Annotated in this window: 17 protein-coding genes and 1 pseudogene; 11 read left to right on the forward strand and 7 right to left on the reverse strand. The window is 35.6% G+C overall.

Translation table 11 applies throughout. The features are described 5' to 3' along the window. Nucleotides 1–188: 188 nt before the first annotated feature. Nucleotides 189–2813, forward strand: coding sequence for an S-layer homology domain-containing protein (locus ACHZK0_RS04570; protein WP_395761214.1), 2625 nt, complete (start codon nt 189–191; stop codon nt 2811–2813). 103 nt (nt 2814–2916) lie between these two features. Here the strand turns inward: ACHZK0_RS04570 and patB1 are convergent, their stop codons facing one another. Together patB1 and ACHZK0_RS04580 are read right to left on the reverse strand one after the other, a co-directional pair. Further along, a complete protein-coding gene (gene patB1 / locus ACHZK0_RS04575) occupies nt 2917–4107 on the reverse strand; it encodes a secondary cell wall polysaccharide O-acetyltransferase PatB1 (protein WP_395761215.1) in 1191 nt (396 codons plus the stop codon). A gap of 138 nt (nt 4108–4245) precedes the next feature. Continuing rightward, entirely contained in the window at nt 4246–5661 is a 1416-nt protein-coding gene (locus ACHZK0_RS04580) for an MBOAT family O-acyltransferase (protein WP_395761216.1), read from the reverse strand. A gap of 226 nt (nt 5662–5887) precedes the next feature. Between ACHZK0_RS04580 and ACHZK0_RS04585 the strand changes: the two genes are divergently transcribed. The 3 genes from ACHZK0_RS04585 (at nt 5888) to ACHZK0_RS04595 (ending at nt 8822) form a co-directional block, all read left to right on the forward strand. Next, nucleotides 5888–7345 (forward strand): MBOAT family O-acyltransferase, encoded by a 1458-nt coding sequence (locus ACHZK0_RS04585; protein WP_270340744.1) that lies wholly within the window; start codon nt 5888–5890, stop codon nt 7343–7345. A gap of 9 nt (nt 7346–7354) precedes the next feature. After that, a complete protein-coding gene (locus ACHZK0_RS04590) occupies nt 7355–8386 on the forward strand; it encodes a hypothetical protein (RefSeq protein WP_073518883.1) in 1032 nt (343 codons plus the stop codon). 127 nt (nt 8387–8513) lie between these two features. Next, a complete protein-coding gene (locus ACHZK0_RS04595) occupies nt 8514–8822 on the forward strand; it encodes a putative quinol monooxygenase (protein WP_097818991.1) in 309 nt (102 codons plus the stop codon). A gap of 35 nt (nt 8823–8857) precedes the next feature. On the opposite strand, the gene ACHZK0_RS04600 is transcribed toward ACHZK0_RS04595, so the two are convergent. Continuing rightward, nucleotides 8858–10237, reverse strand: a complete 1380-nt coding sequence (locus ACHZK0_RS04600; protein WP_395761217.1) for an O-antigen ligase family protein — start codon at nt 10235–10237, stop codon at nt 8858–8860. Nucleotides 10238–10697: 460 nt separating this feature from the next. Between ACHZK0_RS04600 and ACHZK0_RS04605 the strand changes: the two genes are divergently transcribed. The 3 genes from ACHZK0_RS04605 to ACHZK0_RS04615 all read left to right on the forward strand — a co-directional run bounded on the left by ACHZK0_RS04605 (nt 10698) and on the right by ACHZK0_RS04615 (nt 12260). Next, nucleotides 10698–11486 (forward strand): enoyl-CoA hydratase, encoded by a 789-nt coding sequence (locus ACHZK0_RS04605; protein ID WP_395761218.1) that lies wholly within the window; start codon nt 10698–10700, stop codon nt 11484–11486. A gap of 112 nt (nt 11487–11598) precedes the next feature. Then, a complete protein-coding gene (locus ACHZK0_RS04610; RefSeq protein WP_270607214.1) occupies nt 11599–11916 on the forward strand; it encodes a hypothetical protein in 318 nt (105 codons plus the stop codon). Nucleotides 11917–11933: 17 nt separating this feature from the next. Continuing rightward, the gene (locus ACHZK0_RS04615; RefSeq protein WP_001277346.1) at nt 11934–12260 is read left to right on the forward strand and encodes a nucleoside triphosphate pyrophosphohydrolase; all 327 of its coding nucleotides are present in this window, start codon (nt 11934–11936) and stop codon (nt 12258–12260) included. A gap of 21 nt (nt 12261–12281) precedes the next feature. On the opposite strand, the gene ACHZK0_RS04620 is transcribed toward ACHZK0_RS04615, so the two are convergent. Next, nucleotides 12282–12461 carry a hypothetical protein gene (locus tag ACHZK0_RS04620; RefSeq protein ID WP_270607212.1) on the reverse strand — a complete coding sequence of 60 codons (180 nt, stop codon included), beginning with the start codon at nt 12459–12461 and terminating at the stop codon, nt 12282–12284. Between the two features lie 125 nt (nt 12462–12586). On the opposite strand from ACHZK0_RS04620, the gene ACHZK0_RS04625 reads away from it, so the two are divergent. The 3 genes from ACHZK0_RS04625 to ACHZK0_RS04635 all read left to right on the forward strand — a co-directional run bounded on the left by ACHZK0_RS04625 (nt 12587) and on the right by ACHZK0_RS04635 (nt 16573). Next, entirely contained in the window at nt 12587–13636 is a 1050-nt protein-coding gene (locus ACHZK0_RS04625; RefSeq protein ID WP_120342164.1) for a M42 family metallopeptidase, read from the forward strand. A 262-nt stretch (nt 13637–13898) separates the two neighbouring features. After that, the gene (locus tag ACHZK0_RS04630; RefSeq protein ID WP_395761219.1) at nt 13899–15488 is read left to right on the forward strand and encodes an N-acetylmuramoyl-L-alanine amidase; all 1590 of its coding nucleotides are present in this window, start codon (nt 13899–13901) and stop codon (nt 15486–15488) included. Nucleotides 15489–15619: 131 nt separating this feature from the next. Continuing rightward, complete coding sequence (locus ACHZK0_RS04635) at nt 15620–16573, forward strand: TRM11 family SAM-dependent methyltransferase (RefSeq protein ID WP_262743462.1); 954 nt, start codon at nt 15620–15622, stop codon at nt 16571–16573. Nucleotides 16574–17236: 663 nt separating this feature from the next. Here the strand turns inward: ACHZK0_RS04635 and ACHZK0_RS04640 are convergent. The 3 genes and pseudogenes from ACHZK0_RS04640 to ACHZK0_RS04650 all read right to left on the reverse strand — a co-directional run. Then, nucleotides 17237–17437, reverse strand: coding sequence for a hypothetical protein (locus ACHZK0_RS04640; protein ID WP_262743463.1), 201 nt, complete (start codon nt 17435–17437; stop codon nt 17237–17239). A gap of 651 nt (nt 17438–18088) precedes the next feature. Next, on the reverse strand, nt 18089–19642 hold the full coding sequence (locus ACHZK0_RS04645) for a serine hydrolase domain-containing protein (protein WP_262743526.1): 1554 nt from the start codon (nt 19640–19642) through the stop codon (nt 18089–18091). 496 nt (nt 19643–20138) lie between these two features. Next, a pseudogene (locus tag ACHZK0_RS04650) lies at nt 20139–20321 on the reverse strand (YflJ family protein); the annotation flags it as partial. 336 nt (nt 20322–20657) lie between these two features. Here ACHZK0_RS04650 and ACHZK0_RS04655 point away from each other — a divergent pair. Continuing rightward, nucleotides 20658–22082, forward strand: coding sequence for an amino acid permease (locus ACHZK0_RS04655; protein ID WP_270340738.1), 1425 nt, complete (start codon nt 20658–20660; stop codon nt 22080–22082). The last annotated feature ends 2 nt before the right edge of the window (nt 22083–22084 follow it).

Below are 22084 nucleotides of genomic sequence, written 5' to 3' on the forward strand. Positions count from 1 at the left end.
TTCAAAAAATGGTATTTAAACCTTATATTTACATCTAACGGTTTGTATCATTTTATTATGTGAACTACTTTTCATTATAGTATTTTTGTTTGTGTTTTTATTGTTTTATGGTTTTTCTAACTAGCTAGTTTTCAAATTTAATATGATATGAAACTAGTAGCATATTCCTGAAGGAGGAAATTTATAAAATGGCAAAGACTAACTCTTACAAAAAAGTAATCGCAGGTACAATGACAGCAGCAATGGTAGCAGGAATTGTATCTCCAGTAGCAGCAGCAGGTAAAACATTCCCAGACGTAGAAAATCACTGGTCTAAAGATTCTGTTTACTACTTAGTAGAAAAAGGTGCAATTTCAGGTAAGCCAGACGGTACATATGCTCCAGATGAGACAATCGATCGTTCTTCTGCAGCTGTTATTTTCACTAAAATTTTAAATTTACCAGTTGATGATAATGCACAGCCTTCTTTCAAAGATGCTAAAAATACATGGGCTGCTAAATATATCGCAGCAGTTGAAAAAGCTGGTATCGTTAAAGGTGACGGTAAAGATAATTTCTATCCTGAAGGAAAGATTGACCGTGCTTCTTTCGCGTCTATGCTAGTAGGTGCTTATAACTTAAAAGAAAAAGTAGATGGCACATTAGTTACAAACTTTGATGATTTAAGAGGACATTGGGGTGAAGAGAAAGCTAACATCCTAATCAACCTTGGAATCTCTGTAGGTACTGGTACGAAATGGGAGCCAAATAAATCTGTATCTCGTGCAGAAGCAGCTCAATTTATCGCATTAACAGATAAAAAATATGCAAAACCAGATAACAGTGTTACGAAAGTAACAAACGTTACTGCTACTGAGCCAACACAATTAACGTTAACTGGTACAGGATTAAACAAGCTTACTGCTGAAGATGTTACGCTTGAAGGAAATAAAGCGATCGCACTTGAAGCTAGTAAGGACGGGAAATCTGCAGTTGTAACGTTAAGCGGAAAAATCGCTCCAAATAAAGAGCTTCCTGTTAAAGTAAAAGGCGATTCATTCAATGTGAAGTATGTATACGAAGTGAAAAAATTACGCGTAGAACAACTTACATTCGATGACGATCGTGCAGATCAAGCAGTTGTCTTCAAATTAAATGAAGAAAAAGGCAACGCTGATATCGAGTATTTAGATATCGCTGGTCATGATGTGAAATTTGTTGCGAATAATTTAGATGGCACGCCAGCAAACATCTTTGAAGGTGGCACTGCAGAATCAAAAACTGGTAAACTAGCAGTTGGTATCGATGAAGGTAAATACAAAGTAGAAGTACAAGTTACGAAACGTGGCGGCATCACAGTTTCTAACACTGGTATTATCGAAGTGAAAAACCTTGATGCAGAAGCAACAGCAATTAAAGATGTTGTATTTGCAGTAGATACAGATAAAGCTGGTGTAAATTACGCTAAACCTTTAAGTGGAACAGACTTCACATTAAACAGCAAAACTTTAGTTGCTGGTGAAAAAGCTGGTATCCACAAAGTTGTTGCTCAAATTAACAAAGAAAACAAAGTTGTTGATCCTAGCGCGATTAGCCTAAAATCATCTAATCCAGGTGTTATCTCTGTTAAAAACGGTGAAATTAAAGCAGAAGCAGCTGGTTCTGCAACACTTACAGTTAAAGTTGGCGATGTAACAAAAACATTTGATTTCGTTGTAAAAACGGATACTCGTAAACTTACAACTGTAAAAGCTAATCCAGATCAATTAAAAGTTGTAGATGGTAAAGAGTTACCAGTAACATTCGTAACAACTGACCAATACGGCGATCCATTTGGTGCAAATTCTGGTGCTATTAAAGAAGTATTCCCGCAAACGGGTGTTGTAAAAGTATTAGATGTTACTACAACAAATGAAGGTTCTATCGGTACATCTTCTATTAAAGTTAAAGGTGAGAACGTTGGAGCTGGTACAATCCACTTCCAAAATCCAAATGCAAGTGGTGAAGGTTACGGATCACTTCATGTGGAAGTTACGAAGAGCAACGTCGGTCATGAAGCTCCACGCTTAGAGCTTGTTTCTAAAGCTGGTCAAAAAGGTGAAGCTGCTGACACTACACTTGGTGCTGGAAATACAGTAGCATATCAATTATCTAATTACACTACTGAAGGCGTATATGCTGATGCAGCTGACTTAGCAGGATATGAGTTTAGAGTAGGTAATGATAAAATCGCTTCTGCTAAAATTGAAGGAAAAACATTAAAAGTAACAGGTAAAACAGCTGGTGTTACAGATGTTATCTTAACGAAAGATGGCGCTACAGCTGGACACGCAACAATTACTGTTACACAAGAAAACATCCAAATTACATCTGTTAAATTTAAAGATGTTGAGGTTGAACAATTTGAAAACCGTACAGTTAATATCGACAGAGTACTAGACGTTGTGAAGAGTGATAAAGATGATGTTCTAAATGGCATCAAATTAAACATCTCAACAGAACATAAAGTACGTATCGTTGACGCTGAAGGTCCAGATCAAGGTAAAGTGTACCTAGATCGTAACGACAATGCTACATTCGACGGTAACGATGTTGCGCTTGGTTATGTAACAGCTGTTAAATCAAATGATACAGTTTCTAAAGAAGGAAATGACTTATTCAAATTCTTAACTGATGAAACTGCTACTAACAAAAATGATGTCTTCAAAGGTGTAACAACTGCATTTGGAGATAAAGGTACAGTAATCTTTAAAGTTGTGAAAGACAGATTGGCACCAACTACTGAGTATGGTACAAAAGCTGTAACAATCAACGTTATTAAAGAAAAAATCTAATGATTAGATTTGCAATCCTCATGTCATTGTGACATGAGGATTGTTTTTGTTTTGAAAAAAATAGGTCTCTTTAGAGGATTCTAAAGAGACCTATTTTTAATAGTTATTTTTTAAATTTAAACATATCCCCGCTCAAATTCGAATCACTATACACGAACAATACCATGTTAATGTTGTTGTCTTTAATGTACTGATATACATCTTTTTCGTGATAGTGACGCAGATCAAGGATGGATGTATGTTTAAAGCTTTGTGCTAAGTGTGGTACGATTGCGTTTGCGAATGAGTCTTTAAGGACTAAGGCGCGTACTTCATTTGGTGCATTGTTATTTTCAAAGACGATTTCTGGATAGTCGTCCGTGTAATAACCTGCGTATGATGTTGTATCTTTTTGTTTTTCTACGCCGTATATGCTATCTAAGTTTTGATGAACAGTACCTGTCACATCTTTTGCGGTTACGCTTGTGAAGTTGAAACCGTCTTTCGGTGTGTAGTAGCACAATTTTTCACCCGTTGCATCGATGAGTTGGTATAGTTGGTTGTTGAAGCTACCGACTAAATGCTTATTTTGCGCACATGTACGAGTGTAGTCTTCTTTTTTTATTTCTTTTCCTTTATATATAGAAGATTGTTGCCCGATTGAGTTCATTATATATTGGTAGCCTACGAAGGCACCGTCCATATTCCAATGATGATCTGTTTTGAAATACATGTCCTGTATTTCTTCGTTCGTATAGTTCTGTTTAAATTGTTCCATCAGTTTTATTGGCTTTACGTCAGCTGGAAGTTTTTTTAGAAAGTAATTTAAATTGTCCTGTGCATATGTATAAATATGAGAAGGTAATTTAAATGATAATGCATTCGTTTTTGACGGTGGTAAAGCAAAGTAAAACTCAACGTTTTGTTCTTTTAAAAACTGAGATAAGTCGTTTATAGCGGGCATGGATTGATCGATTTCATTATATTTTTTCGTCCACGCTGGATTTTTCAGGAGCCATCTATCATCAGTCAAAATAATGTCGTTAATGAGAGATTTGCCCATATCAATTTGAGCAATTGTATAGCTTTTAATAAATTCATCTCGTCCAATTAGTTGATCATTTGTGTATGTTTCAAAATCTTTAAAGAAGCTACCATTTAGGAGAGCTTCTTTCGTCAGTGCTGGTTTTTGAGCGAGCGGCCGATTTTCAACTGGTGAAATGGCTCGGTCAGTTTTGAGTACCGATAGTATGCCAAATGAAAAGATAATGGTGAGAAAACCGATTAATAGGATAAGGTTTCCTAATTTTTTCATAGTAACTTTTCCTTCCTACATAAAGTGAAACTTTAATCAGTGGGGGCATCCCTACTGATTATTAGCCTTTACCAATCGGGCTTTTACGGGCAGTTAATCCCACCTGGGGATCAACTACCTGGCAAATAGCGGGATAAGTTAAAACCTGAAATAAATAAATGGATTATATGTTGAGTTAATTAAGTACATAACCGAAATCATAAATAATGATAGTAATAATATAGGACGCACAATTTGCATCGTGAACATATACGTTTTTGGTGCAAGTTCTAGTATGTTTTTTATTCGTTTTAAAATTGGTGTCGCTGCGATACAGGCAATGAGAAATACGATAATGTATTCATGTACGTATAACATTGTGTTGTCATCGATAAAAGATTGTCCCTGCATGCCGAACATCGCTTTTAAATATTGGAACGAGTAAGCGAAGTTGTCAGCTCGGAAGAAGACCCAACCAATCATAACGATTAGTAATACGTATGCATGTTGCAGCGGTTTCCATAGTTTGTTTAATATTTTTTCGAATCCAGCTTTTTCAATTGAAATAATAAAGCCGTAATATAAGCCCCAGGAGATAAATGTCCAACTCGCCCCGTGCCATAAACCAGTTAATCCCCATACGATGAAGAGGTTACGGTAATTCGCTAGTTTTGAAACGCGATTTCCGCCGAGCGGGATATATATGTAATCGCGGAACCAAGAACCAAGTGTAATATGCCATCTTCTCCAAAACTCTGAAATCGATTTAGAGATGTACGGATAGTTGAAGTTTTTCGGAAAATCAAATCCGAACATTTTTCCAATTCCGATTGCCATATCAGAGTACCCTGAGAAGTCGAAATAAATTTGCAGGGTGTAGGCGATAATACCGATCCATGCCGTTCCAACACTTATTTCAGATGGTGGTAAGGCAAATATTTTATCGGCTACAAATCCGACTTGGTTGGCGATTAATATTTTTTTTGCTAGTCCGAGAACGAAAATTTGAATACCTTCTGTGAATCGTTCAAAAGAATGGATGCGCGTTTTAATTTGCTCAGCGACGATATTGTAACGAACAATTGGTCCGGCAATAAGCTGAGGGAAAATAGATATATAGAGCGCTAAGTTAAGTGGATTTTTTTGAACATCCCCATCTTTACGGTATATATCGATGACATAAGACATCGCTTGGAATGTATAAAATGAAATTCCAATTGGTAGTGGAATAGGTTCCACATGAATAGATAAGTGCAAGACGTTGTTTAAAATGTCTGTGAAAAATGAAATATATTTAAAATAAGACAGTAATAAAATATTTCCGACCACAGCCATAATTAAAAATGTGACTTTCATATTTTTTCGTTTATCATAATGATGCACGAGTAGGCCAAAGCAGTAGTTTAATACGATGGAAAAGAGCATTAAAAGAACGAAACGTGGTTCGCCCCATGCATAGAAAATTAAACTAAATGCAAGTAATACGAAATTACGTAGCTCGGCACGCACTATAAAATAGAAAAATAATACGAGAGGTAAAAAGATAAATAAGAAAATCGAACTACTAAATACCAAAGGACTCTCCTCACTTTTTCGAAATACATTTCGTGCAAAAAAAACGACATATCTATTATATATTCTTTTATATAATGATGCCTTTAATATTTTATCATGTTAATAATTCGATGAAAATAATTATTCTATATAATAGAAGGAAAGCGGTATGGAATCCTTTTGACACTCGCTATCTGGATAAGATAAGATGAATAAGGTGTGATTTGTTTAGAAGGGAAGAGATGGTGTGTTATTTAACTCGTTTGAGTTTATTTTTTTATTTTTACCGATAGCATTTCTTTTATATTTTCTATTAAATAAATTGGGACAAACTACTTTAGCGAAAGCTTGGCTTGTGGCAGCATCTTTATTTTTCTATAGTTATTGGAATATAAAATATTTGCCGCTTATGTTAATATCGCTCATTGTGAACTACTTTATCGGAATGAGGCTCGTGAAGTATAAGAGCAAACTCCTTTTAACAGTAGGCTTAATATTTAATATAGGAATGCTTAGTTATTTCAAGTACTATGATTTCTTTTTACAAAATGTAAATTCGTTATTTGGAACTCATTTTACATTATTATCATTAACGTTACCGCTTGCGATTAGTTTCTATACATTCCAAAAGATTGCGTTTTTAGTAGATACGTATCGCGGGGAAACGGAGGCATGTCATTTTCTTGATTACGCTCTGTTTGTAACATTTTTCCCACAACTTATTGCAGGACCAATTGTGCATCATGCGCAAATTATGCCGCAGTTTGCTGATCGTAGTAAAAAGCGTTGGCAATCAAATTATATCGTTCTCGGTATTTTTGTATTTGCCATCGGTATTTTCAAAAAGGTAGGGATTGCAGACGTTTTATCTCCCGTTGTACGGGAAGGATTTGATGTACAGCAGTCGCTAACATTTGTTGAAGCGTGGCTTTCCTCATTAGCGTTTACATTCCAGCTATATTTTGATTTCAGTGGATATAGTGATATGGCAATTGGGATTGCGTTAATGTTTAATATTAAATTGCCTCAAAACTTTAATTCCCCTTATAAAGCGGTGAGTATACAAGATTTTTGGCATCGTTGGCATATGACATTAAGCCAGTTTTTAACGAAATATGTGTACATTTCTCTTGGAGGAAATAGAAAAGGAATTACGCGTACATACGTCAATATTATGATTGTTTTCTTAATAAGTGGACTTTGGCATGGAGCGGGTTGGACGTTTATTTTCTGGGGATTTCTGCACGGATTAGCATCTGTCATTCATCGTCTGTGGAATAAAGCAGGAGGTCGCATGCCAGCCTGGGCAGGATGGCTCGTGACGTTTTTCTTCATTAATATAACGTGGGTATTCTTTAGAGCAACATCGATGCATGATGCGGTGAAAGTGTTAAAAGGAATGTTTGGATTTAATGGATTCGAACTAGCAAATAGCGTGTTCCCCGTATTTATTATGGAGAAACTACAATTTTTAAAAGAGTACGGTGTTTCATTTACTGAAGCATATCATGTTTCATTATTAAATACGGAAATAGTTGCGTACATTTTCGGGGCATTATGTATTAGTTTCTTCTTAAAAAATTCAATTCAGTTAAAAGACTCATTCCGTCCGACAGTATGGACGGCGTTATTTACTGCAATATTACTTGTGTATAGTGTGTTGCATTTAACGAGTATTAGTGAGTTTTTATACTTTAATTTCTAGGTGGAGAATATGAAAAACAAACAGTGGCTTATTTTCGTTTTTGTATGTGTTTTTGTTCCACTTGCAGGTGTTGGAATATTTAATGGCTATGCAGATTCGCTTTGGTTATTCTCGCATAAAAATAAGTGGAATGATGTTCAGTTTGGGTTTAATGAGAGGCAACAAAAAACGAATTATATAACATATCGTCCGTTTACATATGATGGCGTTATACTTGGAAGTAGTAGAACAACGTTTATCAATGAAAATGATTTTACTGGATTAAACGCATTTAATTATGCAGTAAGCAGTACAGATCCGCGTGAATATGATGCGTACATTGAATATGCAAAAGAGCGAAAAGGTAGTGAACTATCTTCTATTGTGATTGGTTTAGATTTCCTTGGAACGAACAAAAATAGAGAAATCGGTTTTGATAAACCCGAAGTGTATATTAAAGAGGCGCAAAGCTTACTATATCCAATTAAATCGTATGTGAGTATGGATGGGATTACATATTCCCGAAATACAATTCAAAACTCCATTCATCACAATAAAACTATCGATGTATATAATCGTGATAATGTAAAATCGATGCGTGAGTATACGAAGGAAGAGCGTGACGCACAAATTGCTGCGCAAGTAGATAAATTTAGTAGAGAGATTTATGGTGGGAATTATGAGTATCAAAATATGAAGGAAATATTAGGTACTGTAAAATCCCATAATCCGAATGCAAAGTTTTATATTTTCACAACGCCTGTTTCAGAGCCATTGTTCCGTACGATGATTCAATCAGGACGATGGGAAGATTATAAAAGATGGCTCCATGATGCTGTCGATGTATTTGGAGAAGTACATCATTTCATGTATTTAAATTCAGTAACAAAGAATTTAGATAACTATATGGATGGACATCATTTCAGACCAGAAATCGGGAAGATGATTGCACATAAAGTTGTAAATGAAGAAGATCATAATGTGCCGAAAGATTTCGGTATTGTTATTACGAAGGATAATATTGATGAGGTGCTGGAGGAAATTCGGGCGTCTTTTCAATAGAAAAACATAGTTTTGTAAAAAAGACTGAGTCATAATGTGATTCGGTCTTTTTTTTACAGGAAACATAAATGTTGATGTAGAAATATTAGCTTGGATAAGGGGAGAGGCATAATTAGGGGGGAGAAGAATGAGTAAATTCGGATTGTACGGTAAGTTTATTGTGGAAGAAAGTAACCGGGAAGAATTAACGAATATTTTGCTAGAGGCTGCGGAATCAATGAACTCACTTCATAGTTGTGAGGTGTATATTGTAAGTACTGCTGATGACGAGCCGAATGCTGTATATGTTTTTGAAGTATGGAGTAATGAAGAAGCACATAAAGCATCTTTAATGTTAGAGTCTACACAAAATTTAATTAAGCGAGCAAAACCAATGATTACTGGAGCAGAAAGAATGAGTACTTTGAATGCTAGAGGCGGTAAAGGGTTGGAATAGAAAAGAAGCAGCATCGATTTGGATGCTGCTTCTTTTTATTCTATTTCTAAATCAACAATTAGGTAAGCGAGTATCACAACAAAGAAAATGCTAACGGCTGGTGCTGTTAATACGTGTCCAGACATAAAGCCGATTCCAAGCGATAAGACGAGTGTGCTAGCTAGTAGCATATGTTTTACGCTAAATAGTTTCTTGAAGTTTGTGATCAAGCGAATGAATATTTTTATACCGAAATAAAGAAGCGGCAGTAAGTACATAAGGAAGCCGACAATTCCGAATGCAAAGAATAGGTCGTGGAAGTCCATTTCGACTAACTTCATTTTCGTTGTATAGTTACCAGCGTAGCCCATTCCAAATAGTTTTTGAGATAGTGGTGCTTCTTTATAGTATTGTTTATATACTTTTAAAAATTTGTCGCGATCACTGTAAATTAAACTCTTCATTTCAGAGTCTGTTAGTTCGCCTTCTTTATGTTCTTCTTCTGTAATTACTTTTCCTTCTTTTCGGTCTTTTTCTTCTTGTACTGATTTTTTGTATTCATATATTTGTAAATGGATGCTCATATTTTTTGCGATAGGAGTTTGCGGTGTAAGTACGAGTAACCCTCCTAATACGACAGCAGCAACAATTGTGTTTACAAGATATGTGAATCCTTTTCCTTCTTTTTTACGATGTATCATATATTCAATGAATAGGAAGAAAAGGGCGATACCAAGTGTAATAACGATGGCACCATAGCCTACTTTTGTTCCAATCATAATGCTTGCATACATCGCAAGTACAGTTGGAATCCAGTAATACGTTTTTGAGAAAGAAGTTGTTTTATGAACCGAGTATAAGACAACGATTGGGAACATAATTGCGAAAATGGAACTTAAATCATTTCCAGCAAAGAACCATCCTCTTGAACCGATCTTTGAGTTTGGATAGCTTGGGAAATCTGTACCAGTTGCCATAGCCGCAATGATTGAAATACTTAAAATTAACGTTGCATATAAGAAATACGTAATGATTTTATGAAACGCATATTCGTTATTTTTTAATTCTTTTAGTGCGATAATATATCCAAACAGTAGTACAATTGGATATATACTTTTCAAAATAAATTTCACTTCTTCTCCAAATGAAACTGGAGATTTGACCATTAAATTATTCACAAGGCCGATTGCGAGTACGATGCCAAATAGACATAAATAAAGAATATACTTTTTCGCGCCTTGTTGTTTATGATGAAGAAGTAGATAACCTAATGCAAGAAGCATAAAGGCGAAACGGACTACGATTCCGACTGTTGCGCTCATGTGTAATACATAGATTGAAAAAGACGTTAATAAATCTAAAATTGGTTGAAACACAATGAATAGCAGCAGGAAATGCGGGAAGGAGTTATCCGTCTGTTTTAACTTAGTAACCATATGTTCCTCCATTTCTTCATTCCTTTATTTCAGAACCTCTATATAAATAGGAAGGAGAATGAATTTCTATATTTAATTTTTATATCAGACTTAAGAATACACCATTTCATTGTAATGGTAAATAGATGAGGATAGGCGATAAACCGACTTTAATTGCTATATTTTTTAACGAGATTGTATGTTTTATGCAAAGCTATATACACATTCTGAGATTATTAGACAGAAAATTAAGAAAAAAGAAGGGTTTTTTACCTTCCTTCTATAATTATATAAGTATAATCTTTATCCGACTTTAATGGGCAGTAAGATCCCCACCTCAAAATGCAGCGAAAGCAAAGAAGTTAGGTAGGGGATTAACTGCCCATAAAAGTCCGATTGGTTCAACTAATAATCAGTGGGGGATGAAGAAAACCCCCACTGATTAAAGTTTCACTTTATGTAGAAAAGAGGGGTATATATAATGGAAGTAACAAGTAAAACAGAATCTGTCATTGTGAAATATGAAGGGCACGTTGCAACGGTTATGGTCAATCGCCCAGAGGTGTTAAATGCATTAGATGAGCCAACGTTAAAAGAGTTATTACAAAAACTGAAAGAAGTAGCGGAGAGTTCTGCGCATATTGTAGTGCTATGCGGGAACGGCCGTGGTTTTTCTGCGGGTGGAGATATTAAATCGATGCTTTCAAGTAATGATGAAAGCAAGTTCGATGGTATTATGAATACTATTTCTGAAGTTGTTGTAACTTTATATACGATGCCTAAGCTCGTGATTAGTGCGATTCATGGACCGACTGCTGGTCTTGGACTAAGTATTGCATTAACAGCTGACTATGTGATGGCGGATATTTCATCCGTTATTGCGATGAACTTTATTGGAATCGCTTTAATTCCAGATGGTGGCGGCCATTTCTTCCTTCAAAAGCGCGTCGGTGAAAACATGACGAAGCAAATTATTTGGGAAGGAAAGAAATTATCAGCAAGAGAAGCGCTTGATATCGGCTTAATTGATGAAGTAATCGGCGAGGATTTCCAAACGGCTGTGAAGCAAAAAATTAGTGAATGGTCACAAAAGCCGATTAAAGCGATGATTCAAACGAAGCAAATTTTATGTGAGGTAAATCGTTCTAATTTAGAACAAACGCTGCAACTTGAAAAGCGCGGCCAATATGCGATGAGACAAACAGCGGATCATAAAGAAGGCATTGCTGCATTTTTAGAAAAACGTTTGCCAGCATTTAAAGGGGAATAAAGTGAAATTTTAATGAATGGTAGTTTTACTGCCGGTTAATTTAAGGTAAAGGGGAGAAAGTGCTAACACATTTTAGTATAATTGTGTTAGCACTTTTTTTAAGGAGTAATATATGAAGAAAATTATCGGTGTTATCGGCATAATTGTCATAGCATATTATGCGTTGCATAGTACACCATCTATGGCGGTACGGACTGCTTTGTTTTTTGAAGGACATCCAGGTGTTGCGTTTTCTGGCGAGGTGACGAAAGAAAAAGATGTGAAAAAAGAAGCAATTCCAGATGAGTACCAAACTTTATATGGTAAGGAAGAAGAATCAGAGCACTATTTCTTTCCTCACGTAAGGGCGCATGGATCAGGAATTGATATGCTTAGTGCATGCGTGAAGAAAAAATGGTTTTTCTATACAGCAGAGCTCGGATGTTATTAAACATAGGAGGATGAATGATGTCAGCATATAACAAGTTAGTAAGAGATCGTGTTCCAGAGAAGATTTTGATGTCTGGAAAAACATATACAGCACAAAAATTAACAGGACATGCATACATACAAGCTTTAGCGAAAATTGGAACGGAAGAAATTCGTGAATTTGCTTCTATGAAAGAGCGTGAACATGCGCTTGATTCTCTTGCAGATGCACTGGAAGTGATCATCTCATTAGCGCGAGCAGAAGGTGCAACAATTGAAGATGTAGAACGTCTTCGAAAGCAAAAAGAAATAGAGCGCGGTGGGTTTGAAAGAGGCATTTATTTATTAGATGTTTCAGAAGAATAGTTTCGTAGGGAAAGCATAGCGTTAGTGAGTAACGCTATGCTTTTTTGTTGCAATTAAACTAATAATGAAGAAGATAGATGTTAATACCCAGCCAATTGTAATAGAAGTAGTAGTGTGAACTGCATAAGAAACTTGTAAACAAAATAATGATGCTAAAAACCAAATGAGTGCAATGTGTATATATTTTTTTGATATATTCATATTTTATATCTCCTTTTGTATACTAAAAGAATTTTACCGCAATTTAGAAAATTAAGCTATATGAGTAGAGGTTTTCTAGCAAATTTTGTATACTAAATAGTAGAGAAAATGAGGAGGAAACGACAATGGCACATCATGCGAAAGAAACGATGGAATTGATTAAGGAGCTTGTCTCTATTCCAAGCCCGTCTGGAAATACAGAGAAAATCATTCGTTTTATTGAAAACTATGTAAGCGAGTGGAATGTAGAAACGAAGCGTAACAATAAAGGCGCTCTTATTTTAACGGTAAAAGGGAAAAATGATGCACAGCACCGTTTATTAACGGCACACGTTGATACGTTAGGTGCGATGGTGAAAGAAATTAAGCCTGACGGTCGTCTAAGTCTTTCTATGATTGGCGGATTTCGCTGGAACTCTGTAGAAGGGGAATATTGCGAAATTGAAACATCAAGTGGTAAGACGTATACAGGGACGATTTTAATGCATCAAACATCTGTGCATGTATATAAAGATGCAGGTGAAGCGAAACGCGATGAGAAAAATATTGAGGTTCGTATTGATGAGCGTGTCTTTTCAGCTGATGAAGTACGCGAATTAGGAATTGAAGTAGGAGACTTCGTTTCATTCGATCCGCGTGTTCAAATTACAGAGAGTGGATACATAAAATCACGTCATTTAGATGACAAAGTAAGTGTTGCGATTCTATTAAAATTAATTAAGAGATTACAAGACGAAAACGTAACATTACCATATACAACTCATTTCTTAATTTCTAATAATGAAGAGATTGGATATGGTGGTAACTCTAACATTCCAGAAGAAACGGTTGAGTATTTAGCGGTTGATATGGGAGCGTTAGGAGATGGACAAGCATCTGACGAGTATACTGTATCTATTTGTGCAAAAGACTCTAGTGGTCCGTATCATTATGCACTGCGTAAACATTTAGTAGAGCTTGCGAAAACGAACAATATCGAATATAAAGTAGATATTTATCCGTATTACGGATCGGATGCATCAGCTGCGATTCACGCCGGATTTGATGTGAAACATGCATTAATTGGAGCAGGTATCGATTCTTCTCATGCATTTGAGCGTACACATGAAAGTTCGATTGCACATACAGAAGCACTTGTTTATTCATATGTATTATCAGAGATGATTACGGAATAAGAAAAAAATAGGCTGCCAGAGGTAGTCTATTTTTTTTGCGGAGAAATCGGCGCAGCTGTATCGATTTAAAACGAGTTTATTCAACAAAAAGTAAATTAATTGTATTTTATTTTACAATATTAAGAAAGTAGGTTTACTACATAATTCGAGTATTATAAAATAATAGAGGCGCATTAATTTTTTTTGTTCGGATTTATCGAGATTTATATATTAAGATTACGCGTTATAAAAAAGATGATTGTCGAGAGGAGTATTATTTTTTATGAAGTATCGTGCAGTCGCGGCAGGTATTTTAGCCGCAAGTTTATTATCGTCTCCAGTAAGTAGTTTCGCAGCAGAGAAGAAGTTTTCGGATGTTCCTACATGGGCGCAAGAATCAGTTGATTATTTAGTAGGAAAAAAAGCGCTTGATGGAAAGCCAGATGGAACGTTTTCTCCATCTGAAGCAGTAGATAGAGGATCAGCTGCAAAAATCTTAGCAGTCGTTCTAGGTTTACCAATTGATCCAAAAGCAAAGCCATCTTTTAAAGATGCACAAAGCCATTGGGCAGCACCATACATTGCTGCAGTGGAAAAAGCAGGTGCAATTAATGGAGATGGTACTGGTAATTTCAATCCATTCGGCAAAATTAACCGTGCATCTATGGCATCTATGTTAGTACAAGCATACTCATTAGATAAAAAAATTATTGGAGAACTTCCAACACAATTTAAAGATTTGGAACCTCATTGGGGTAAGAAACAAGCTAATATTTTAGTAGCTTTAGAGATTTCTAAGGGTACGGGAACTGGCTGGAATCCTGAAGGAACTGTAACTCGTGCAGAAGCAGCTCAGTTCATTGCAATGGCTGATAAAGATAAAACAAATACATCAAAAAGAATGTATATGAACAGAAACTTTATTACATATCATCAACCATCATTATCATCTGGTATTACTGATGTTCAGCATAAGCCACAAATGGTTGAAGTGAAAGAGCAAAGAGCAGACGGCTGGTTGAAAATTGTAACAAGTAAAGGTGAGAAGTGGACACCTCTAACAGAAAAAACAGAAACGATTAACCAAGACTTTACTGCATATGAAACAGCTTCACATAGTTCTAAAGTGCTAGGTACATATAATGCACAAACAGTAACGATTATGGAAGAGAGCGGCAGCTGGATTCGTATTCGCGTAGGCGCTGGATTCCAGTGGGTTGATAAAAATCAATTAAACCCAGTAAAACAAGAGAACTTCTTAGAAGGTAAAGCAATTATTATTGATCCAGGTCATGGTGGAATTGACTCGGGTAATCCTGGTTATTATGAGAAAGAAAGTGAAACTGTATTAGACGTATCATTACGATTAAAGAAAATATTTGAGCAAAAGGCACCATTTACTGTTATGTTCACTCGTACAGATAATACACGTCCAGGAGTAGACTCAACAGATTCATTGAAAAAACGAGTAGAGTTTGCTCAAAAAAATAATGGAGATATTTTTGTAAGTATCCATGGTAATGGTACGGATGATAAAAAAGGACACGGTACAGAAACATTCTATTATGCAGCAGCACCGACAAGGTCAACGAATCCATATACAGAAGACAGTCGCTTATTAGCAGACAAAATTCAAAAACGCCTTGTAGCAGCCCTTGGAACAACAGACCGTGGTGTGAAAAAAGGTGATTTATATGTAATTAGAGAAAATACAATGCCAGCTGTATTAACAGAATTAGCATTTGTAGATAATAAAAGTGATGCAGATAAAATTGCTACACCAAAACAGAGACAAGATGCAGCAGAAGCGATTTATCAAGGTATTTTAGATTATTACGAAGCGAAGGGTAATAGCGTATCTTCTTTCCGTTAATACATCAAAAGAGATTGCCAATGGCAGTCTCTTTTATTTATTAACGTTTCTCTTTATTTCAGGCATGTGATATCATTTAATTTTATATGAAAAAGTATTGTAATTATAACGATATAGAGGATGATAATAGATTGAATAATCATAGTAAAACACCTGCATGTATATATACGTATGCATTTCGCGAGGAGGAGCGTGCTTTATGTTACTTGGAAATGCGCTCGTTCTTTGGAATGGAGTCTCACGTTAATATTTTGAAAAGTGATGTCAAAATTGACCCGAGTAGAAGTGCGTTTATAAAAGAGCGCGTTGAGGTTATGTATGAAGGAGACGACTTAGAAAGCATTCTAAAACAAGTGGAACAAATTGATTTGGCGGGGGCATCATTTAAAGTTATCTTCGTTAAAATCAATGATCTTGGGAAAGAAAATAAAATTGAATATGGTGAAAGACGTCTCATTGAACGCGACCTCGGTATGCATATTGAAGGAGAAGCGGATGTTCGTAATCCAGAGCGTGTATTTGGGATTGTTCCTCTTGGAGGACGCTGGTACTTCGGACACTATGTAGAAAGTGAGCCAGTTTGGTATCATCACATAAAAAAACCGCATAGTTATTCGACATCTCTTAGTACACGTGTTGCGAGATCAGTTGCCAATATTGCTGTACCAAATCCAGATGGAGTACGAGCAATTGATCCGTGCTGCGGTATTGGAACAGTAGTAGTAGAAGCACTTTCTATGGGGATTAACATCGTTGGTAGAGATATTAATCCACTTGTTGTGCTTGGAACGAGAAAAAACATTGCACATTTCGGGTTTGAAGGAACAGTAACAAAAGGTCCAATCGAGGAAATTACGGAGAACTACGACGTTGCCATTATCGATATGCCGTACGACTTATTTACGCATGCAACACCAGAAGACCAGTTCTCTATTCTTTCCAGTGCGCGCCGCATCGCTAAAAAGGTAATCGTTGTCACGATGGAAACAATGGACGACATGATCCATGAAGCGGGATTTGAAATTACAGATCGCTGTGTTACAAGAAAAGGATCATTTACTAGACAAATTCTTGTTTGTGAATAAGAAAAGAAGGTCACCCGTTTGTTAAATTTAGATAATAAATTACAGGATAGTTAGTCCATTATAAGGGCTGATTATCCTTTTTTATTTACATAATGAATGAAATGAATAAAGAGTGAATATTTAGTTTAGTCAGTAGGATATAGATGTGTAATTTGAATCGTTTGTTTGGCTTTCGGAGGAGGACAAAGCCTTGGTGCGAGGACCTTAAATAAACAATATTATGATTAGAGGTACTCTTAATGATTAACAAACGAGAAACCTAAAACCACGTCATAATAGGAATGTATAAAAAGATGAATAGCTTTATAGAAGATAAAAAAGGGGATTCCTTCTGAGAGTAAGGATTCCCTTTTTTCATTGCTACCGATAATAGGACGTTATGTTAATTAGAAATGTATAGGATATTCATATAGGAATTGTTTCTATCAATGCTGAATTATACAAAGAAGGAGGCATAATAATGAAAAAAGAACAATTAATATTAATTGCTAGTCTTACTCTTTTATTTCCTGTCCTTTAATTTTTCTTCCAGAAATATGATTACTTCAATTTTTACGCACATATAGGTATTATAGCCATTGCTGTATCAACTGTCGTATTCACACTCCATTATATAAAATAAATTTATTGGAAATTATCGATCGTATGAGGAAAGAATAGAATTTAATTGAATATGTTTTCTATTACCCGTTTCAAGCTTTTCCCCATACCTTTTACTGCCCATACTAGTTTAATGAACACTTTAAAGATAGCATCCCATACGTGTTCATTAATAAAAAATTCGTATACTTTCTTTAACCACTCTTTCGGGGATTTACTCTTACGTTTAAACCTTCGCCAATGCGTTTCTTCACTAGTTTTCATAACTACCCCTTCTTTCTTAATCGAATATGTTTTCTATTAGAAGTTTTAACACCTCGCTATAATGATGAAAAGAACGAGGTTTATCATATCTGGCAATTTAATCACTCCTAATTTTAAATTAAATTCATTATATAACGATTTCTAAATCTTAAGTTAATTACCGGTGAGAATTAAGCAAAATTTAAACAAAAACACCTATATTAGGCTTTAGTTACAGGTTTTCCCCCTATAAAATCAACTATTTGCGCCACCAACTATGGGGTACGCGAATTACTTTGATTTTATCTTTGAACGAACAAAATAACTCCTTTCGAAAAACAAATGAACTGATATTAATCAACTTCCAATAACGATAATTATGTAAATCAACGTGGTTATCAAGTCGGAGGAAGGCACATTAGGGTGTCTTTTCTTTATGAAAAAACACGTTAAATTAACTTTTAAACGTGTTTTTCGGTGGATGGAATAAATTAAATCATGAACGAGACCTAAAAACACAATAACTTATTTCTTATGATAGTATCTATCGCACTTGAGCCCCTATTGAAAAATATTAATAGGGATAGGAGGATTAAATGAAATTAAAATAACATAACATACTTTTTCAATTACTAGAGAGACAATTCATAAAATCAATCACGGCTTTTCAGCTTATGCATCGAAAGTATTTTTCTTTAATGTTAGTGTTACTTTACCTAATTTAACGACTCCCATAATTATAGAGAGCAACGGTATTAAAAATAAGAGATGTCCTATTCCTGGAGCAAATAATGTTACCGTAGACAAAGGACCAAATAATTTAGGAAATCCAATTAAAATAATCAATGGCAGCAGCCAGTTAAATACTAATATAGACAACCCATTTAGAATCCTACGGAATGTTCCTACTTTACGATTTTTAGGTTTGAAAATTCTGTAAGCTGAACAAACAATTAAAGCAACTATTGCCAGTAAAATCAAATCAATAATTACATATTTTATAAATGGATTGCTATCAGAAATAGAAGGTTCTTCATTATGTACCAGCTTGTTTATCCCGCTTATAATGGCATCATATTCATTAAGATTAAGATAATCCATTGAATTGATCTGCAAGCTGATGCCATACTCCCCATCTAACAAAATTTTTGAGTATGTATTCTCTGTCCATCCCATATGGAAGATTCCTTCCTTATTCACTTCCCATCCCATTGCATAATAGGTATCATTCTCAACTGGTGCTGATGGACGATGCATTGTGGTCATCGCATTCGCCGATAGAATACTTTTCCCTTTGAATTCGCCCTGATTCAATTGTAAAATCATGTAATTAGCCATATCTTCCGCACTCGAAATAAGGTAACCTGATGCAACAGTCCCTTCATGGATTAACTGCTGCGTTGGTACCTTTAATCCAAATACAGTTTGGTATCCAGTCGCAATTACATTTTTTGTATCATCTTTTGGATCAACATAACTATTGTTCATTTGAAGCGGTTTGAATATGAATTCGTTGATATACTCTTTATACGATTTATTCGTAACCTCCTCGATGACTAAACCTAAAATGTTATAATTTAAATTCGAGTATTGGTATTGTTCGCCCACAGAATATGTCAATTCTGTATTTGCCAAGCTTTTAATATGTTCTTTTGATGTTGTATTCCCTTGGGATATAGATACTTGACCATCATTTGTAGAAAGACCGCTAGTATGATTCAGTAAATGTTGAATGGTGATTTTTGCAGATGCTTCTTCATCTGTAATGTGGAACCAAGGTATGTAGGATTGCACAGGTTCTTCTAGGGAGATTTTCCCTTGTTCCACTAACTGCATAATGGCAAGAGCCGTGAACGATTTAGTAGTCGAACCAAGAACGATTGGCGTTTGCGATGTCATTTTTGTCCCATCTGGATTTGAAACACCATATCCTTGTATATATTCCGCTTGATCTCCCTTTACGATAGCCAATGATGCACCAGGAATGTTCAATCTCTCTATCTCATTTATCATAAACTGATCAATCTTAGAAATATCAAGACTACCATTTCTAGATTCGTTATCTTTTGCAAATACAACTCCGTTAACACTTATCATTAACATTAGTATGGCGATTACGAATATTTCGCCTATTGTAAATTGTCTTTTCCTTATAATCTGTTTTTCTCTGATTTTATTCCCGCATGTAGAACATTTAAGTTTTTCTTGCTTAACAAAGTTTATCATTTCATTCTCCTTTTCTACCTTGTTATCTGAATACCTACACCGATACAAACTACTTCTATGCTCAACCAATAAAATTAACTGTAATTTTAGAGTAAGACAATCCTTTACAAATTCCATATTAATATTAACATAAATATCCAATTATATTTACGATTTTTATTTCATTGATAGGGATAACGTGACATCACAATTAAGCTAAGAAAAGCAAGTACCCCAAAACGAGAAAATTGACATCTCCTGGTGAAAATGTACATTTTTTGTTTTATGGGTGTTAAAAAATTCTTAAGTTGAAGGATGTGAAGTCCCACCACATAATAAAAAGGCAGAAACATTTTGTACATATCAAATATGTTCCTACCTTTGATTTTATTGAGTTTAACATCTATGACCTAAATATAATTAGTTGGTGACCTTTTTTTGTTGTAGTATGATGTGGGATTGGTTGGCAGAATGGAGGGAGGATTTGTCGATAAGTTAGTATCGTTTAGTTAGGAGATTATTTTTCTTTTGATTTTTCCTGTTGTGCAAGTAATAAATTACGTAAGACGTGTCCGCGGTAACTTTCTAGTTTTCGCCCTTCATAATAGCGCACGCCTAATTTTTTTAATTCAGCTACGTACCAGCCCTTTGTTCCATAATACATGGGATCACTTCCTTTTTGCTTTTGAACAGTATATGTGGCGTGGGAAGAGAATTTTCTTTTTTATTCATGAAATTTGCGAAAATGATTATTGAATATTCAGTCTAATTGTATTATGATTAACTTATTATCGGATGACAGTGATTAGCCTCTCTGTAAGCCCGGGTGTATGTTTTAAAAATGAAATAGCGGAACTTCTTTCCACTTGAACTTCCTTAGCAGGAGGACGAGCCATAAGGATAGGGGCAGTAAAATTCAATGCGTTTGTATGCGTTGTTTTTCTGGCTCTTTTTATTTTTTATTTAAAGTAGGAGGGGATTTAAAGAAAGCGTTGTCAATGGAATGTGGCGCACGTTCATGCTAATGGAGGGGCTGGTGAATTGTTTGGCTAAAGAGAAAAAAGAGTTACAGAAAGATTTAAAAACACGGCATATAACAATGATTTCAATTGGCGGGGTTATCGGGGGCGGTTTGTTTGTAGGAAGTGGAACGATTATTCAATCGTCAGGGCCGGCTGCAATTTTGTCCTACATTATTGGTGCTTTAATGGTTGTGCTCGTGATGCGGATGTTAGGGGAGATGGCAGCGGAAAATCCGGATAGTGGTTCTTTCGCAACGTATGCGAACAAAGCAATTGGACCGTGGGCCGGGTATACGATCGGATGGTTATATTGGTTTAACTGGGTCATTATTATCGCAATTGAAGCGGTACTTTTAGGCGTAATGATCAATAATTGGTTTCCTTCGATTCCAGCGTGGATCGCGAGTTTATGTATGGTTCTATTAATGACAATGACGAATGTGTATTCAGTAAAATTGTACGGTGAGTTTGAATATTGGTTAGCGTTTATTAAAGTGGTCGCGATTGTTGCGTTTTTAATTTTAGGAATTTCGATGTTCTTTGGTCTCGTTCCAGGAGTAGAGAGACCGACTCTTTCTATTATTACAGAACACGGTGGTTTCTTCCCGAATGGAATTGTTCCTGTTTTACTGAGCGTTGTGTTTATTTCGTTCTCGTTATCAGGGAGTGAAGTTGCAGCGATTGCAGCCGGAGAATCGGAAAATCCAGAGAAGAATGTTATACGAGCTATTAATAGTGTAGTATGGCGTCTTATGCTTTTCTTCGTTGGATCAGTAACGATTTTAGTTATGTTCATTCCGTGGACGGATAAGGAATTATTAAAACTTCCGTATGCAAGTTTATTTAATATGGCAGGAGTACCTGCAGCCGCAGAAATTATGAATGGTGTTGTATTTTTATCACTACTTTCCGTTATGAACTCAGGGATTTATACGAGTTCGCGTATGTTATTTTCACTTGCGAAAAAAGGTGATGCCCCGTCTGCTTTTTCAAAGTTAAATAGTAGAGGAACGCCGGTTATCGCAATTTATGCGAGTATCGTATTTGCATTTATTTGCGCGATGTTGAAGTTTATATCGCCTGATAAACTGTTTGCATTTTTAGCGAATAGTTCGGGCGGGGTAACGATGCTGATGTATATGTTCGTTGCCGTTTCTCATGTCAAGTTAAGACGAGAAAGGGAACTTGAAGGGGCAGGGAAGCTGAAAGTGAAAATGTGGTTATTCCCTTATCTCACATATGCAACGCTTTTGATGATTATTACGATATTTGTTTCACAAGCGTTTATAGCAGATATGCGAATGCAGTTTTACATGACAATACTAGCTACGATCGTAGTAATAATCAGTTACTTTTTAAGAGTTAGAAAGTTAGATAAGCAAAAGTTGAATGATTTTACGATGATAAAAGATTCGGAAATTAGCCTAGAAAAAGAATAAGA

Source organism: Bacillus sp. 3G2, from assembly GCF_044324725.1.
Lineage (GTDB): Bacteria > Bacillota > Bacilli > Bacillales > Bacillaceae_G > Bacillus_A > Bacillus_A mobilis.

Bases quoted from the DNA above. Each gene is read 5' to 3' on its own strand.
- ACHZK0_RS04570 (WP_395761214.1), top strand. From the start codon at position 189: ATGGCAAAGACTAACTCTTACAAAAAAGTAATCGCAGGTACAATGACA.
- patB1 (WP_395761215.1), bottom strand. From the start codon at position 4,107: ATGAAAAAATTAGGAAACCTTATCCTATTAATCGGTTTTCTCACCATT.
- ACHZK0_RS04590 (WP_073518883.1), top strand. From the start codon at position 7,355: ATGAAAAACAAACAGTGGCTTATTTTCGTTTTTGTATGTGTTTTTGTT.
- ACHZK0_RS04595 (WP_097818991.1), top strand. From the start codon at position 8,514: ATGAGTAAATTCGGATTGTACGGTAAGTTTATTGTGGAAGAAAGTAAC.
- ACHZK0_RS04600 (WP_395761217.1), bottom strand. From the start codon at position 10,237: ATGGTTACTAAGTTAAAACAGACGGATAACTCCTTCCCGCATTTCCTG.
- ACHZK0_RS04605 (WP_395761218.1), top strand. From the start codon at position 10,698: ATGGAAGTAACAAGTAAAACAGAATCTGTCATTGTGAAATATGAAGGG.
- ACHZK0_RS04610 (WP_270607214.1), top strand. From the start codon at position 11,599: ATGAAGAAAATTATCGGTGTTATCGGCATAATTGTCATAGCATATTAT.
- ACHZK0_RS04615 (WP_001277346.1), top strand. From the start codon at position 11,934: ATGTCAGCATATAACAAGTTAGTAAGAGATCGTGTTCCAGAGAAGATT.
- ACHZK0_RS04620 (WP_270607212.1), bottom strand. From the start codon at position 12,461: ATGAATATATCAAAAAAATATATACACATTGCACTCATTTGGTTTTTA.
- ACHZK0_RS04625 (WP_120342164.1), top strand. From the start codon at position 12,587: ATGGCACATCATGCGAAAGAAACGATGGAATTGATTAAGGAGCTTGTC.
- ACHZK0_RS04630 (WP_395761219.1), top strand. From the start codon at position 13,899: ATGAAGTATCGTGCAGTCGCGGCAGGTATTTTAGCCGCAAGTTTATTA.
- ACHZK0_RS04640 (WP_262743463.1), bottom strand. From the start codon at position 17,437: ATGAAAACTAGTGAAGAAACGCATTGGCGAAGGTTTAAACGTAAGAGT.
- ACHZK0_RS04645 (WP_262743526.1), bottom strand. From the start codon at position 19,642: ATGATAAACTTTGTTAAGCAAGAAAAACTTAAATGTTCTACATGCGGG.